The following is a 16040-nucleotide window of genomic DNA, read 5'->3' on the forward strand; positions in this document are numbered from 1 at the left end:
CCAGTCGGGTGACGGCCGACTACGAGGTTATACGCCCTGGCTGACCGAGCTCATGTTGAAATCGGGGACGCGCAGCGGCGGCATCGCGGCCCGGGTGAAGTAGTCGCTCCACTCCCGCGGCAGGGTCTTCTCGGTCCGCCCGGCCTCCGTGGCCCGGCCCAGCAGGTCCACCGGCGACTCGTTGAACCGGAAGTTGTTGACCGCACCGGTCACCTCGCCGTTCTCGACCAGGTACACCCCGTCCCGGGTCAGCCCCGTCAGCAGCAGCGTCGCCGGGTCCACCTCCCGGATGTACCACAGGCAGGTCAGCAGCAGCCCGCGCTCGGTCGCGGCGACCATCTCGTCGAGGGAGCGGTCGCCACCGCCGTCCAGGATCAGGTTCCCGGCCGCGGGGGCCACGGGCAGCCCGGTCAGGCCCGCGCTGTGCCGGGTGGTCAGCAGATGCCGCAGCTCGCCGTCGGCGATCCACTCGGTCGCCCGTACGGGCAGCCCGTTGTCGAACACCGACTGGTCGCCGCCGGAGGAGTGCGCGACCACGAACGGGGCGGACTCCAGACCGGCCCGGTCCGGATCGCTGCGCAGGGTCAGCGGCAGCCCGCTCAGCTTCTCGCCCACGCGGGTGCCGCCGCCCGGCCGGGAGAACACCGTCCGTCCCTCGGCCGCGTCCCGGCCCGACGAGGACCACATCTGGTAGATGAGCAGGTCCGCGACGGCCGTCGGCGGCAGCAGCGTCTCGTAGCGCCCCGCGGGCAGCTCGATCCGCCGCTCGGCCCAGCCGAGCCGTACGGCCAGCTCCGCGTCCAGCGCCGCCGGGTCGACGTCCTTGAAGTCCCGCGTGGACCGCCCCGCCCACGCCGAGCGCGTACGGTCCGGGGACTTCGCGTTCAGCTCCAGGGTGCCGGTGGGCTGGTCGTGGCGCAGCCGCAGGCCCGTCGACGTGCCCAGGTAGGTCGACACCAGCTCATGGTTGGCGAAGCCGTACAGCTCGCGGCCACCGGCACGCGCGCGTGCGAAGGACTCCCCGAGGGCCGAGGCGAAGTCCGCGAACACCGCCGAGGAGGTCTCGGCGGGCGCGTCGGTGAAGTCGGGGGACTCCGGTACCCCCGTGACCAGCGGCTGTGCGTCCTCCGCGGGCCCGGCCCCGTGCGCTGCGGCCTCCGCGGCCCGCACCAGCGGCTCCAGCTCCTCCTCGGTCACGGCCGACCTGGACACGACACCCGACGCGGTGCCCTCCTTCCCGTCGACGGTCGCGACGACGGTGAGCGTACGCCCGCGTGTGACACCGTTCGTGGTGAGCGCGTTGCCCGCCCAGCGCAGGTTGGCGGTGGAGTGCTCGTCGGCGATGACGACGCACCCGTCCGCCCGGGACAGCGCGAGGGCACGCTCGACGATCTCGTGCGGCTTGCTGGTACGCGGACTCATCGACCGGCCTCCTGGGTGGTGTTCAAGATGTTGACGCCCGTGAAGAGGGCGGAGGGGCAGCCGTGGGACACGGACGCGATCTGCCCCGGCTGGGCCTTGCCGCAGTTGAACGCGCCGCCCAGGACGTACGTCTGCGGTCCGCCGACGGCCGCCATGGAGCCCCAGAAGTCGGTCGTGGTCGCCTGGTAGGCGACGTCCCGCAGCTGCCCGGCCAGCCGGCCGTTGACGATCCTGAAGAACCGCTGACCGGTGAACTGGAAGTTGTACCGCTGCATGTCGATCGACCAGGAGCGGTCCCCGACGACGTAGATGCCCCGGTCGACGCTGCCGATGAGGTCCTCGGTCGACATCCCCGCCGGATCCGGCCGCAGCGACACGTTCGCCATGCGCTGCACCGGCACATGGCCGGGAGAGTCGGCGTAGGCGCACCCGTTGGACCGTTCGAACCCGGTCAGCTTCGCGATCCTGCGGTCCAGCTGGTAGCCGACCAGCGTGCCGTCCTTCACCAGGTCCCAGGACTGGGCCTCGACGCCCTCGTCGTCGTAGCCGATCGTCGCCAGGCCGTGCTCGGCGGTGCGGTCGCCGGTGACGTTCATCAGCTCCGAGCCGTACTTCAGCTTGCCGAGCTGGTCGAAGGTGGCGAAGGAGGTGCCGGCGTAGGCGGCCTCGTAGCCCAGGGCCCGGTCCAGCTCGGTGGCGTGCCCGATGGACTCGTGGATGGTCAACCACAGGTTGGAGGGGTCCACCACCAGGTCGTAGACGCCGGCCTCGACGCTCGGGGCGCGCATCTTCTCGGCGAGCAGCTCGGGGATCTGCTCGAGCTCGGCGTCCCAGTCCCAGCCGGTGCCGGTGAGGTACTCCCAGCCGCGTCCCACGGGCGGGGCCAGCGTCCGCATCGAGTCGAACTCCCCGCTGGACTCGTCCACGGACACGGCCGTCAGCTGCGGATGCAGCCGCACCCGCTGCTGGGTGGTCACGGTGCCCGCGGTGTCCGCGTAGAACTTGTTCTCGTGCACGGTCAGCAGCGAGGCGTCGACATGGTCCACGCCGTCGGCCGCCAGCAGCCGCCTGCTCCAGTCGGCGAGCAGCGCGGACTTCTCCTCGTCCGGCACGGTGAAGGGGTCGATCTCGTACGACGACACCCAGGTCCGCTCGGCGTGCACCGGCTCGTCGGCCAGCTCCACCCTCCCCCACGGCCTGAACGGCGTGGGAGGTGCCCCCACGTCGGACCCGGCCGCCTTGATCACCTGCGCGGACAGCTTCGCCATCGCCACGGCCTGCGAGGCCACCTTGGCGGCGGCGCCCAGGCTCAGGTCCACCCCCGAGGCGAACCCCCACGTACCGCCGTGCACGACCCGCACCGCGTAGCCCAGGTCGGTGGTGTCCGACGACCCGGCCGGCCGGGCGTCCCGCAGCCGCCAGGAGGCACTGCGCACCCGCTCGAACCGGAAGTCCGCGTGCTCGGCCCCGAGCGCCCGCGCACGTGCCAGTGCGGCGTCGGCGAGGGCGCGCAGTGGAAGGGCCGTGAAGGCCTCGTCGATCGTATGTGGCACCGGGATCTCCCTGCTTTCGTCGCCTGTCGTACCGATCATGTCGCGCCGACGGCGCAGCGGACCACACGTTTGCGGGCCCGGTCCGCTGTTTTCTGTAGGGACTCGACAGCGGGGCCCGTACGTCACTGTCGGTGCCCGCTTCCCCGCCCGCCTGGGCGGAACGATAGGTTTTCGGGTGAAGCCGCCTGCTCATCGAGGTGTCCGGGCGTGCTGTGAACGCTTCAGACCGCTACGAAAGGGTGATCCGTTGAGCCGCTCGGTTCTCGTCACCGGAGGCAACCGGGGCATCGGCCTCGCCATCGCCCGCGCGTTCGCCGACGCCGGCGACAAGGTCGCGATCACGTACCGGTCGGGTGAGCCGCCGGCCGACCTGACGGATCTGGGCTGCCTCGCCGTCAGGTGCGACATCACCGATCCCGAACAGGTGGAGCAGGCCTACAAGGAGATCGAGGCCCAGCACGGCACGGTCGAGATCCTCGTCGCCAACGCCGGCGTCACCAAGGACCAGCTCCTCATGCGCATGTCCGAAGAGGACTTCGCCGCCGTCATCGACACCAACCTCACCGGCACCTTCCGTGTCGTCAAGCGTGCCAACCGCGGCATGCTGCGCGCCAAGAAGGGCCGGGTCGTCCTGATCTCCTCGGTCGTCGGCCTGCTCGGCTCGGCGGGGCAGGCGAACTACGCCGCCTCCAAGGCCGGCCTGGTCGGCTTCGCGCGCTCCCTCGCCCGTGAACTGGGCTCGCGCAACATCACCTTCAATGTCGTCGCCCCCGGCTTCGTCGACACCGACATGACCCGGGCGCTGAGCGACGAGCAGCGCGAGGCGATCGTGGCGCAGGTGCCGCTGGCCCGGTACGCGCAGCCGGAGGAGATCGCCGCCGCAGTGCGGTTCCTCGCCTCGGACGAGGCCTCGTACATCACTGGAGCCGTCATCCCCGTTGACGGCGGACTGGGAATGGGTCACTGATCACCATGAGCGGAATTCTCGAGGGCAAGCGCGTCCTGATCACCGGTGTGCTGACGGAGGCCTCCATCGCCTTCCACGCCGCGAAGCTGGCCCAGGAGCAGGGCGCCGAGGTCATCCTCACCGCGTTCCCGCGGCCCACGCTGACCGAGCGCATCGCCAAGAAGCTCCCCAAGCCCACCAAGGTCGTCGAACTGGACGTCACCAACGACGAGCACCTGGCGCGCCTGGCCGACATCGTCGGCGAGGAGCTGGGCGGCCTCGACGGCGTCGTGCACTCCATCGGCTTCGCGCCGCAGGACGCGCTCGGCGGCAACTTCCTCAACACGCCGTTCGAGTCGGTCGCCACCGCGATGCACGTCTCGGCCTTCTCCCTGAAGTCGCTCACCATGGCCTGCCTGCCGCTGATGCAGAACGGCGGTTCGGTCGTCGGCCTCACCTTCGACGCGCAGTTCGCCTGGCCGCAGTACGACTGGATGGGCCCGGCCAAGGCCGCCCTGGAGGCCACCAACCGCTACATGGCACGGGACCTCGGCAAGCAGAACATCCGCTGCAACCTCGTCTCGGCGGGCCCGCTCGGCTCCATGGCCGCCAAGTCCATCCCGGGCTTCAGCGAACTGGCCTCCGTCTGGGACACCCGCTCCCCGCTGGAGTGGGACCTGAAGGACCCCGAGCCGGCCGGGCGCGGCATCGTCGCCCTGCTGAGCGACTGGTTCCCGAAGACCACCGGCGAGATCGTCCACGTGGACGGCGGTCTGCACGCCATCGGCGCCTGACGCGCACACCTGCTCAGGGGCCCGCTTCCCCCGGGGAGCGGGCCTTCGCGTCACCCGATCGGCCCGCCCGGCCGGGCGGGCAGACCCCTCCTCGCGCACGCTGGGACTGCGCTCACGTCGCGTTCTCCCTCCCCAGCACGGCCGAGGAGGTCCCCTGTGCGTCCGTTCCGCAGCGTGGCCTCGGCGACCCTGGCCGCGGGGCTGGGAGTCGTCCTGCCCCTGCCCTACGACGCCTCGGCGTACGGCCTGCCGGGGTACGGCGTGCCGGCGTACGGCGCCTGGCGCCAGGCGCCCGTGCGGGCCGGTGAGTCCACGGCGGACGCGTCACCGGTGGCCGGGCCGGCGGCGGCCGAACCGTTCGGTGCGACCTGCCGCAGCACCGTCTCCGGGTCCGAGGTGACCGCCTACTGCCACAACCCGTACCCCGAGACCGACCGCGTCGCCCTGCACATCGAGTGCGCCCGGTGGTGGGACGTGGACAGCGACGGCGTCCCGGTGGACGCGCGGCCCGCGCAGACGGTCCGGCTGACCGGGCGCTGCTGGGAGGAGATCGGCTCGGTGTGGATCAGTCACCTGCGGGCGGACTGAACCCGAGCCGGGCCGTACGGCACAGGAACGGGTAGCTCGCCGCCTCGGCGGCGGCCGCCTCCGCGTCGCCGGTGCGGATCGCGTCCACCAGCCGCGTGTGGTCCATGTACGTGTCCGGCGTCAGTCCCTCGCCCACGTCGGCGCGCAGCCAGTCCCGCAGCACCTCGCCCAGGTCCGCGTACATCGCGGTCATCACGTCGTTGCGGGAGGCGGCCACCACGGCCAGGTGGAAGGTCGCGTCCGCGGCCACGAACGCCTCCGCGTCACCGGAGGCCCAGGCCTCCTCGCGTCGCTCGAGCAGGGCCTCCAACTGCTTGAGGTCCTTCTCGCAGCGCCGCTCGGCGGCCAGCTTCGCCGCGGCCGACTCCAGCGTGGAACGCAGCTCGGCGATGTGACGCGGGTCGGCGCCGGCGAAGCGGCGGTGCATCACGCCGGCCAGCTCGCTGGTGGCCACGACGTACGTGCCGGAGCCCTGGCGGATGTCCAGCAGGCCGTTGTGCGCCAGCGCGCGGACCGCCTCGCGCACGGTGTTGCGGGCGACACCGAGCTGGTCCACCAGCTCCGGCTCCGTCGGGATGCGCGAGCCGACCGGCCACTCGCCCGAGGTGATCTGCTGCCGCAGTGCCGCGATGACCTGCTCGGACAGTGCCGACCGGCGGGGATGGCTCAGGGGCATGACACACCTTCGCACGCGGGACCCGGAAGCCGACTCCCGGGCCATGTACGGTCAATCATCCCATCATTCTATGATGGGCGTCATGGCACGCAAGGAAACCGCCCGGACGACGACGCCCACGACCGAGCCGCAGATGCCGGCCGCGACCGCCGCCTCCCGGGTGCCCGGGACACCGGCAGGGCCCGGGAACGCCACCGGCCGCGCGTGGACCACACGCCTGGTCATGGTCGGCATCGTGCTGGCCGCCGTGAACCTGCGACCCGCCATCACCAGCCTCGGCGCACTCCTGGAAGAGGTCAGGGACGGGCTCGGGATGAGCGGCAGCGTGGCCGGTCTCCTCACCTCCGTGCCCCCGCTCTGCTTCGCCGTCTTCGGCGTCATGGCCCCCCGGCTGGCCCGCCGCTTCGGCCCCGCCGCGGTGGTGTGCGCCGGCATGGCCGCCGTCACCGCCGGCCTGCTCATACGCCCCTACACCGGGAACACGGCGGGCTTCCTCGTCGCCAGCGCGCTCGCGCTCATGGGCATCGCCGTCAGCAACGTCCTGATGCCGGTCATCGTCAAGCGCTGGTTCCCCGACCGGGTCGGATCCATGACCGGCCTGTACTCCATGGCCCTCGCCCTGGGCACCTCGGCCGCCGCGGCGGCGACCGTGCCGCTGGCGGGCGCCCTCGGTGGCGGCTGGCAGCCGGGCCTCGCCGCGTGGGCGGCGCTCGCGGCCGTGGCCGTGGTGCCATGGCTGCCGCTGGTCCGCGACCGGGACGGCGCGTCCGCCGGCCGGACACCGGCCGAGCGGCAGCCCGTACGGCGCGAGACCGCGCACGCGGAACAGGCCCCGCAGGCCCCCGCGCCGCGGATCGCCCGCAGCCGCACCGCCTGGGCGCTGGCCGTCTTCTTCGGCCTCCAGGCCACCGCCGCCTACATCACCATGGGCTGGATGGCCCAGATCTTCCGCGACGCGGGCGTGTCCGCCGGCACGGCCGGACTGCTGCTCGCGGTCACCATGGTGATGGGCGTGCCGCTGGCCTTCGTCATCCCCCGCCTGGCCGCCCGGTTGCCCCACCAGGGCCCCATCGCGCTCGTGCTCGGGGTCTGCGGCCTGGCCGGATATGCCGGCCTCTACCTGGCACCTGCCTCCGGCGCCTGGGCCTGGGCGCTGCTGCTCGGCGTGTCCAACTGCGCCTTCCCGCTCGCGCTCACCATGGTCGGCATGCGCGCCCGCACCGCCCCGGGCGTCGCCCAGTTGTCGGCGTTCGCCCAGAGCACCGGCTACCTCATCTCCATCCCGGGGCCGCTGCTGGTCGGCGTGCTCTACCAGAGCAGCGGCGGCTGGGGCCTGCCCATCGCCCTGATGACCTGCCTGATGATCCCGCAGATGGTGGTGGGCTGGCTGGCGGGCCGCGACCGCACGGTGGAGGACGAGGCGACGCGCTGAGACCGCCCCCGCGCGTCCACGCCGGGCCCCGGGTGCGAGACTGGGTCCATGCAGCCTGTGCTCGACCCGAATCCCCAGAACAGCCAGAAGAAGATGCTGCTCGTCTTCGGCGCGTTCCTCGCCATCTTCGTGATCATCGCCGTCATCGCCACGATCGCGTCCCCCTGACCCAGAGGTGGGGGTAACCCCCGATCCCCTAGGGGGTGGGGGTCAGGGTCAAGTGGGTGGATCACCGGATGGGCCGGGGCCCGCCGGTTCCGTAACTTCGAGGTGTGACCGCGAGCGGCGGTCCCAGGAGCACCCGAAGACCCACGGAGGCGATCATGCCGGCCCGAACGCACTCCCGGCCCCACCCGGCGACCACGGGCGGCGTCGACATGCGGTTGCCGTGGTGGGCCCTCGCCCTGCCCGCTCTCGCCTTCGTCGCTCTGCTCGCCCTGATACTCAACCCTTCGGGCGGCCACGCGGCCCCGAGCGACCCCGCGATCACGCGACTGGTGCAGCACGCCCAGACACTGCTCTCCCACTGAACCGGCCGGGCCGGCCAGGCACTCCGCCGCGGGGCACGCCGCCCGTGAAGGCGCATGTCAACTCCCTGCGCCCCATGGCCTGTTTCGTGCGAAGCTGGGAGCCATGAGCGTCGCAGAACCCCGCAGGATTGTCCTCTTCCGGCATGCGAAAGCCGACTGGCCCCAGGTGTCCGACCACGAACGACCGCTGGCCGAGCGGGGCCGCAAGGACGCCGCTGTGGCCGGCCGCAAGCTCGCCGACTCCGGTGTTCCCTTCGACCTTGCCCTGTGCTCGACCGCGACCCGGACCCGTGAGACCTGGAAGCTCGCCGTCCACGAGCTGCCGCACCGGCCGAAAACCGTCTACGAGGAGCGGATCTACGAGGCCTCGCCCGGCGAGCTGATCACGGTGCTCAACGAAACGCCGGACGACATCCACAACATCGTGCTCATCGGCCACAACCCGGGCGTGCAGGGACTCACCGAGGTGCTGTGCGGCACGTCCCAGGAGGAGGCGCGCGAGCGGATGAGCCGCCGCGGCTTCCCGGCCGGCGCCTTCGCCGTCGTCACCTTCGAGGGCTCCTGGAAGAGCCTGGAGCCCGGAGTGGCCACGCTCGTCGACTACTGGGCGCCGTCGGAGTAGCCCGGCCGTCCGACCACCACCCGTGGACCGGCCCGGCGCCCGCACGGCCGCCGGGCCCCAGGGCCACCGAGCCGGCCACGACCGTCGTGGCGGCGACCGTACCGCAGGGCCGCCCGCCCGGTCCGGCTTTGTCCGGCCTCAGCGCTCCTCGTGCGCGTCCGCCGCCTCGACCTCTTCGCGCGTGACACCCAGCAGATACAGAACGGTGTCCAGGAACGGCACGTTCACCGCGGTGTGCGCCGCCTCCCGCACCACCGGCTTGGCGTTGAAGGCCACACCGAGCCCGGCCGCGTTCAGCATGTCCAGGTCGTTCGCGCCGTCACCGATCGCCACCGTCTGCGACAGCGGAACGCCCGCCTCGGCCGCGAACCGGCGCAGCAGCCGCGCCTTGCCCGCCCGGTCCACGATCTCGCCGGTGACCCGGCCCGTCAGCTTCCCGTCGACTATCTCCAACGTGTTGGCCTGCGCGAAGTCCAGCCCCAGCCGGTCCTTGAGATCGTCCGTGACCTGGGTGAATCCTCCGGAGACGACACCGACCTGGTAACCGAGCCGCTTCAGCGTACGGATCAGCGTGCGCGCGCCCGGTGTCAGCCGCACCTCGCTGCGCACCTTGTCCACCACCGAGGCGTCCAGCCCCGCCAGCAGCGCCACCCGCGCGTGCAGCGACTGCTCGAAGTCCAGTTCCCCGCGCATCGCGGCCGCCGTCACCTCGGCGACCTTGTCCTCGCAGCCCGCGTGCGCCGCGAACAGCTCGATCACCTCGTCCTGGATGAGGGTCGAGTCCACGTCCATGACGACCAGACGCTGCGCCCGCCGGTGCAGGCCCGCCGAGACGACCGCGACATCGACACCGAGTGCCGCCGCGTCCGTGACCAGGGCAGTGCGCAGCGGCTCCGTCTCCACGCCGGACACCGCGAACTCCACCGCCGTGACCGGGTACTTGGCCAGCCGGAAGATACGGTCGATGTTGCCGCCGGTCTTGGTGATCCGGGCGGCGATCTGCGCTGTCGCCTCGGCGGTCAGGGGGTGGCCGAGCACGGTGACCAGGGAGCGCCCGAGACCGCGCGGCCGGTTGTCGCCACGGCCGGAGATGATTTCCGCCTGCATCTTCATCGACTCGGCCCAGCTGTGCACGGTGGCCCGCAGATCGCCCTCGAGACCGGCGGGCGGCTGGGTGACGAGCGCGCACAGCACCATCCGGCCACGGGTGACGACCTGCTCGATGTCGACCACGTCGACGGAGTAGGCGGCGAGGGTGTCGAAGAGGCCGGCCGTGATGCCCGGCCTGTCCTTCCCGAAGATCTTGACGAGAAGGGTGAGGTCATCGGAACTCTGCGAAGCGCTCATGGTGATTCCACCGTATCCGGCACGCAGTGCCTGCCGCCGCTCCGGTCCGCCTGGCGGACAGGGGACACGCCTGCATGGCGGGGTCACTGCGGGGGCGGTGTCCTCGGTGTCCTCGGTGGCCTCGGTGGCGGTGGCGCGGGCGGCGCGTCCGGCGGATCGTCGTCGGCCGGGGGCGCCACCGGCGGCGGGGGCGGAGGGGGCGGCGGAGGCGGCCACGTCCCGGACCGCGACCGGGGCCGTCGCCCCCGCGGACGCGGCGGCGGTGCGACAGGGCCCACCATCGTGGGCGCGCCGGCCACGTCCTCGGGTGCGGCCGATGCCCGCCCCGCCGAACCGCCCTTCCGATCGCGGCTCTCCTCCGGCGACCGGGTGCCGTCCGACGGCTGGGTGCCCTCCGGCCGCGGGCTTCCTTTCGGTGACGGGCCGTTCCGCGACGGCCGGGTGTCGTCCGGTGTCCGGGCTGTCCGGGTGGGCCGGGCGTCCTCGGGCGGTCGGCCGCTCTCGGGCGACCTGCTCCTCTCCGGCGGGCGGGAGTCCTCCGGCGGACCGGCACCGGCCTTCGGCGGCCGGGGTCCGGGCTCGGACGGGCGTCCCCTCTCCCCTCCCCGCGGGCCACCGGGCAGCCGGAGGTAGGGGTTGGTGGCCGGGTTCGGCGGCCGGAACGGAGTGCCGGGGGAGTAGGGGCCGGCCTCCCCCACCGGGCGCCACGGCGAGTCGTCGGCGTCGGAGGACGGGGCATCGGCCCGTACGCCGGACCGGCCGATGGGCCGGACGGACCCCCCTGCGTCGCCCTGTGAACCGCCCGCAGGACGAGGGGTCCGGCCGAGACCCGGCCCCGCACCACCCGCACGGGTACCTACGCCGCAGACACCCCTGCCCGCCTCCATGACCTCCAGCGCCAACGGAGCCGCGCGCCGCCCCGCCACCCCGGTCATGGTCGCCAGCAGGGCCCCGGCGGCCCCCGCCCCCGTGCCCCACACCGCACCCAGCAGCAGGGCCGTGCCCAGGTGCCCGTGCAACTCGATCCCCGCGCCGAACACGTCGAAGCCGAGCACGGACAGCGAGGCGTCCACGGACACGTCCGTCAGCCAGGTGAGCAGCGGCAGCGCCACAGCCGTGACGAGCCCCAGCCGCAGCGCACACCGCGCCACGAACCCCGGGACCGACGGTCGCCGCACCGCCCCGGCGGCGCGACCGGAGGACGCCACCGGTGTGCGCGCCGCGGTCAGCACCCCCGCCAGCAGCATCATCAGCGCCGCCGCCACGCCCAGCAGCCACACCCGCCCGTCCAGATCGGCCAGTCGCGCCAGCGTGACCGGCCGGTCGGAGTCCGCGTCCAGCAGCCGGTCCAGCGGGTTCGGCAGCAATGCGGCGAGCACGCCCGTGGCCCTGCCGTCCCACGGAACGAAGAGCCCGACCGGAACACCGAGCCAGACCCCGTTGGGCGCGCCGAGCAGCGCGGCCCCCGCGATGCGCCGGGGGTGGGGGTCGCCCACCGCCGCGTATCCGGCGGCGGCCAGACCCGCCACCACCGCCGTCCCCACGGCGGTGACGAGCGCGGACACGGCCGGCCGCACCACCCGGTGCACGGCGGCCCAGCCCCGCGGCAGGGGGGTTCGGCGTGAGGCGAGCAGCGCGATCAGCAGGACCCCGGCCGACCAGCCGAGCCCGCCGAGCAGCGTCGGTGCGCTGTCGACACGGAAGCCGACGGCCGCCTCGGCGTCGATGAGCCCGCCGATGCGGTCGGGCAGGAGTCCGCCGATGTCGCCCAGACCGCCGAGCCCCGGAATGCTCGGACCGCCCGACCCTCCGCCGCCGGACCCGCCGCCCGGCAGCCGGTCCAGGCCCAGCGAGGCACCGTCGATGGTGACCACGTCGTGCCCGGCCCAGGCCAGCCCGCCGAGCATCGCCACGAACAGCGCCACCACCGCCCCCGCGCGGGCGAGCAGTTCGGCCGGCTCGACGACAACTCCGGCCGCGCGCAAGGACCGCAGGAAGAACCAGGACAGCAGCAGCGCCCCGACCAGGCTCACGCCCAGTGGCGTGATCTGGAGGGCGGTGTGCGCCTCGGCGCCCTTCAGGCCGAACACGGACACGTCCCCGGACGGCGTGACCGCACCACCGGCCCCAAGTGCCACCACCGCGGCGGTCATCGGGCCGAGCGAACCGGCCGAGTCCGCCCCGAGCAGATGCAGCCCGAGCGCGGCGGTGGCCGCCATGCCCGTCAACGCCCAGCTCACACAGGCGATCGCGGACAGGACCACATCGAGCCACGGCACGGGCGCGGCCGGCCCGGCGGTCCCGGCGTTCATGGCAGCCTTCGTGGCAGCACTCATGGCAGACCCCCCGATCCGCGGCGCGGCGTGACCGCCGCACTTGTCCCCCTCGCGTGGAATACCACTCTCCGGCCGGGTTTCAACCCCGTCAACGCCATCTGTCGAAGCGTGCGTTACCCACTCATGACAAGGCCCGGGTTTCGGTCACAGGCCCGAGCCTGAAATAGTTCCCCACGATGTTCGACATCCCTAGACTCCCTGTGACGGGGGTAACTCGGGGGACAACTCAGTGGGGCATGGAGTGCCGGAACTCGTACTGGAAACCAATGGACGGACCTGGACGCTCGACCCGTCCAGGCCTTACACCCTGGGACGCGATCCGCAGGGAGACATCGCCTTCGACGACGCCAGGGTCTCCTGGCGGCACGCGACGGTCAGCTTCAACGGCCGCAGTTGGGTCATCGAGGACCACGGCAGCACCAACGGCACGTTCGTGCAGGGCCAGCGGATCCACCAGATGGAGATCGGTCCCGGCTCGGCCGTCCACCTCGGCAACGCCACCGACGGACCGCGGCTGAGCCTCTCGGCCGCCGCCTCCGCCGTCGCCACGCCGCAGGCCCAGCCCCAGCAGCAGCCGTACGCCGCGCAGGGCGCGAACCCCGGCTGGGGCCAGCCGGGCCAGCAGCCGTCCGCCGCGCGGCAGCAGGCGCCGCAGGCCGGCCCGCAGCAGGCGCCGTCGATCCCGCAGCAGCAGGGCCCCGGTGGTGGCGCGGGGGCGCCGCCGGTCTACGGCGACCGCAGCCCCACCACGTTCCACCAGTTCTCCCTCGGCCGGGTCATGCGCATCGGCCGTGCCCTGGAGAACGACCTGGTCGTCTCCGACCTCCAGGTCTCCCGCCACCACGCGGAGTTCCACGCGACACCCGACGGCCGCTTCGAGATCCGCGACCTGGGCTCGCACAACGGCACGTACGTCAACGGTCAGCCGATCGCCAAGGGCGGCTCGGCGGTGCTCGGCCCGACCGACATCGTCGGCGTCGGCCACTCGACGTTCCGGATCGTCGGTGACCGGCTCGAGGAGTTCGTCGACACCGGTGAGGTGTCCTTCTCCGCACGTCACCTGACCGTCACGGTCGACGGCGGCAAGCAGATCCTCAAGGACGTCTCCTTCGGCGTCCCGGAGAAGTCGCTGATCGCGGTCATCGGCCCGTCCGGTTCCGGCAAGTCCACCCTGCTCAAGGCGCTCACCGGCTACCGCCCCGCCGACCAGGGCGAAGTCCTCTACGACAACCGCAACCTGTACAAGCAGTTCGCCGAGCTGCGCCAGCGCATCGGTCTGGTGCCGCAGGACGACATCCTGCACAAGGAACTGACCGTCAAGAAGGCCCTGAAGTACGCGGCCAAGCTGCGCTTCCCGGCCGACACCACGGCCGCCGAGCGCGACGCCCGCATCGACGAGGTGCTGCGCGAGCTGAAGCTGGACGTCCACAAGGACAAGAAGGTCACGTCCCTCTCCGGTGGCCAGCGCAAGCGCGTCTCGGTGGCTCTGGAGCTGCTCACCAAGCCGTCGCTGATCTTCCTTGACGAGCCGACGTCCGGTCTCGACCCGGGCATGGACCGCGACGTGATGCAGCTGCTGCGCGGCCTGGCCGACGACGGCCGCACGGTCCTGGTCGTCACCCACTCGGTGGCCGAGCTGGCGCTGTGCGACAAGCTGCTGGTGATGGCGCCCGGCGGCTCCGTCGCCTACTTCGGCCCGCCGGAGGAGGCGCTGAACTTCTTCGGCTACGACACCTGGGCCGACGTCTTCTCCGCCTTCGAGAGCTACCGCGACTACGACTGGGCGGGCCGCTGGAAGGGCTCGCAGCACTACCAGATGTACGCCGCGGACATCGACGCCGTCGCCGCGCAGTCCGTACCCATGCCTCCGCCGCAAACGATGAAGCCGCCCAAGCCGCAGGGCTGGGGGTCGCAGCTGCTGACCCTGATCCGGCGGTACGTCGCGGTGATCGCCTCCGACAAGGGCTTCCTGGCGCTGACGGTGATCCTGCCGGCGGTGCTCGGCGTGGTCAGCCTGCTCATCGACCACGACCACGGCCTGCTGGTCAACCCGGTCAACCCGAAGACCGGCGTGCCCGTCCCGAACGGCACCGCCACCACGGTGCTGCTGATCCTCGCGGTCGGCGCGTGCTTCGCCGGCGCCGCGAACTCCGTGCGCGAGCTGATCAAGGAACGGGTCATCTACGAGCGGGAGCGTGCCACCGGCCTGTCCCGCTCGGCGTATCTGATGTCCAAGGTCGTCGTGCTGGGCGCGGTCACCGTGCTGCAGGGCCTGATGGTCGGTCTGATCGGCTTCTCCAGCCGGGAGATCCCCGACGAGGGGGTGGTGCTGGGCGGCTCGACGCTGTTCGAGCTGTGCGTGCCGATCATGGCGCTGGGCTTCACCTCGATGATGTTCGGCCTGGTCATCTCCTCGCTGGTGAAGACCGCCGAGAAGACGATGCCGCTGCTGGTGATGTTCGCGATCATCCAGGTGGTGTTCACCGGCTGTCTGTTCACGCTGCACGGCACCGTCGGCGTCAACGAGTTCTCGTACCTGATGCCCTCGCGCTGGGCGGTGGCCGCGGCCGGCGCCACACTGGACTTCAACAACATCGCCCCGAACACCGACGACCCGACCAGCACCGACCCGCTGTGGAACCACGAGGCCTCGGCCTGGGGCATCGACATGGTCGCGCTGATCGTCCTGGGTGCCGTCTGCGGCTTCCTGGTGGCGCGCTTCCTGCGCCGCCACGAGCCGGAGGTCATGCGCAAGTAGGACGCGGGCAGAACGCAAGCAGGACCGTCCACGGCGGCGACCGGCCGTCCGCACGGCGAAGGGCGGCACCCCACACCGGGTGCCGCCCTTCCGCGTCATGGTCAGAGGCCCGCGCCGACCTCCGAGGTCAGTACGCGCTGTTGACGTTGTCCATCGAACCGTAGCGGTGCGCCGCGTAGTTGCAGGCGGCGGTGATGTTCGCGACCGGGTCGTAGATGTTCCAGGACGTGCCCGGGACGTGGTACGCGCGGAAGGTCGGGTCGATCACCTGCAGCAGGCCCTTGGACGGGATGCCGTTGCGGGCGTTGATGTCCCAGAGGTTGATGGCCTTCGGGTTGCCCGAGGACTCCCGCATGATGTTGCGGTGCAGGCCGCTGTAGCTGCCGGGGATGTTGTGCTGCTTCATGATCGCCAGCGACTGACGGATCCAGCCGTCGAGGTTGTTGGCGTACGTGGTGGTCGCGGCGACCGTCTGCATCTTCGGGCGCTGCGTGGACCGGCTGGCGGCCTTGGCCTTGCGGGCCGCCTCGGCCTTGCGCTTGGCGGCGGCCTCGGCCTTCTGCTTCGCGGCCTGCTGCTGGGCGGCGGCCTGCTTCTTGGCCTCGATGGCCTGGATCTTCACGCTGTCGCCGGCGAGCTGGTCGGTGACGGCGGCCTTGACGTCCTTGACGGGCTGCGAGCTCACCTGCACCGGAGCGGCGGCGGCGTCGGCCGAGACGGTCGTGACACCCTCGCCGGCGGAGGCGGCGACGGGCACGGCGATGGCCGCGGCGGTGAGGGTGGCGGCACCGGTGACGGCGGCCTTCTGGACCTTGGACAGCGTACGGCCGCGGCGGACGAGCTCGTCGGCCTTGGTCCGGGTCAGCGTACGACCCTGATGGAGGAACTCGGTGGCCTTGGTCAGAGCGCGACTATGGCGGAGAGAACGGAAGTTTGCGGACATGGCGAATGGACCTCTTCGAGTAGCGCGGAGGTCGCTCTCCGGACTGCGGGAGGGGGTCCTTCCCGCGCAAACGCCGCGAGCGGAACCCGCGGC

Annotated in this window: 14 protein-coding genes; 8 read left to right on the top strand and 6 right to left on the bottom strand. The window is 72.1% G+C overall.

Annotation, left to right across the window (positions count from 1 at the left end; genetic code table 11):
- Positions 1–27: 27 nt before the first annotated feature.
- Both ACWDUZ_RS29055 and ACWDUZ_RS29060 read right to left on the bottom strand, forming a co-directional pair.
- Positions 28–1422 (bottom strand): metallopeptidase TldD-related protein, encoded by a 1395-nt coding sequence (locus ACWDUZ_RS29055; protein WP_451634759.1) that lies wholly within the window; start codon positions 1420–1422, stop codon positions 28–30.
- Positions 1419–2975: a TldD/PmbA family protein gene (locus ACWDUZ_RS29060; protein ID WP_451634760.1), complete on the bottom strand. Its 1557-nt coding sequence runs from the start codon at positions 2973–2975 to the stop codon at positions 1419–1421. Before ACWDUZ_RS29060 ends, ACWDUZ_RS29055 begins: the two co-directional genes overlap by 4 nt.
- 247 nt (positions 2976–3222) lie before the next feature.
- Between ACWDUZ_RS29060 and fabG the strand changes: the two genes are divergently transcribed.
- From fabG to ACWDUZ_RS29075, 3 genes are all read left to right on the top strand, one after another.
- Positions 3223–3942, top strand: a complete 720-nt coding sequence (gene fabG, locus ACWDUZ_RS29065; protein ID WP_451634761.1) for a 3-oxoacyl-[acyl-carrier-protein] reductase — start codon at positions 3223–3225, stop codon at positions 3940–3942.
- Between the two features lie 5 nt (positions 3943–3947).
- Complete coding sequence (fabI, locus tag ACWDUZ_RS29070) at positions 3948–4715, top strand: enoyl-ACP reductase FabI (protein WP_451634762.1); 768 nt, start codon at positions 3948–3950, stop codon at positions 4713–4715.
- A gap of 156 nt (positions 4716–4871) precedes the next feature.
- Complete coding sequence (locus ACWDUZ_RS29075; protein ID WP_451634763.1) at positions 4872–5303, top strand: hypothetical protein; 432 nt, start codon at positions 4872–4874, stop codon at positions 5301–5303.
- On the opposite strand, the gene ACWDUZ_RS29080 is transcribed toward ACWDUZ_RS29075, so the two are convergent.
- A complete protein-coding gene (locus tag ACWDUZ_RS29080; RefSeq protein ID WP_451634764.1) occupies positions 5281–5979 on the bottom strand; it encodes a FadR/GntR family transcriptional regulator in 699 nt (232 codons plus the stop codon). The two genes, ACWDUZ_RS29075 and ACWDUZ_RS29080, sit on opposite strands and share 23 nt — an antisense overlap.
- Positions 5980–6061: 82 nt before the next feature.
- On the opposite strand from ACWDUZ_RS29080, the gene ACWDUZ_RS29085 reads away from it, so the two are divergent.
- The 4 genes from ACWDUZ_RS29085 to ACWDUZ_RS29100 all read left to right on the top strand — a co-directional run bounded on the left by ACWDUZ_RS29085 (position 6062) and on the right by ACWDUZ_RS29100 (position 8563).
- Entirely contained in the window at positions 6062–7411 is a 1350-nt protein-coding gene (locus ACWDUZ_RS29085) for a CynX/NimT family MFS transporter (protein ID WP_451634765.1), read from the top strand.
- Between the two features lie 48 nt (positions 7412–7459).
- Entirely contained in the window at positions 7460–7579 is a 120-nt protein-coding gene (locus tag ACWDUZ_RS29090) for an SGM_5486 family transporter-associated protein (RefSeq protein WP_451634766.1), read from the top strand.
- Positions 7580–7734: 155 nt separating this feature from the next.
- Positions 7735–7941: a hypothetical protein gene (locus tag ACWDUZ_RS29095; protein ID WP_451634767.1), complete on the top strand. Its 207-nt coding sequence runs from the start codon at positions 7735–7737 to the stop codon at positions 7939–7941.
- A gap of 103 nt (positions 7942–8044) precedes the next feature.
- Positions 8045–8563, top strand: coding sequence for a SixA phosphatase family protein (locus ACWDUZ_RS29100; protein ID WP_451634768.1), 519 nt, complete (start codon positions 8045–8047; stop codon positions 8561–8563).
- A 138-nt stretch (positions 8564–8701) separates the two neighbouring features.
- On the opposite strand, the gene serB is transcribed toward ACWDUZ_RS29100, so the two are convergent.
- Positions 8702–9910, bottom strand: coding sequence for a phosphoserine phosphatase SerB (gene serB, locus ACWDUZ_RS29105; protein ID WP_451634769.1), 1209 nt, complete (start codon positions 9908–9910; stop codon positions 8702–8704).
- 83 nt (positions 9911–9993) lie between these two features.
- A complete protein-coding gene (locus ACWDUZ_RS29110; RefSeq protein ID WP_451634770.1) occupies positions 9994–12246 on the bottom strand; it encodes a streptophobe family protein in 2253 nt (750 codons plus the stop codon).
- 241 nt (positions 12247–12487) lie between these two features.
- Between ACWDUZ_RS29110 and ACWDUZ_RS29115 the strand changes: the two genes are divergently transcribed.
- Entirely contained in the window at positions 12488–15004 is a 2517-nt protein-coding gene (locus ACWDUZ_RS29115; protein ID WP_451634771.1) for an FHA domain-containing protein, read from the top strand.
- A gap of 127 nt (positions 15005–15131) precedes the next feature.
- Here the strand turns inward: ACWDUZ_RS29115 and ACWDUZ_RS29120 are convergent, their stop codons facing one another.
- Complete coding sequence (locus tag ACWDUZ_RS29120) at positions 15132–15947, bottom strand: transglycosylase SLT domain-containing protein (protein WP_451634772.1); 816 nt, start codon at positions 15945–15947, stop codon at positions 15132–15134.
- Positions 15948–16040: the final 93 nt, after the last annotated feature.

Source organism: Streptomyces sp. NPDC003393, assembly GCF_053589015.1.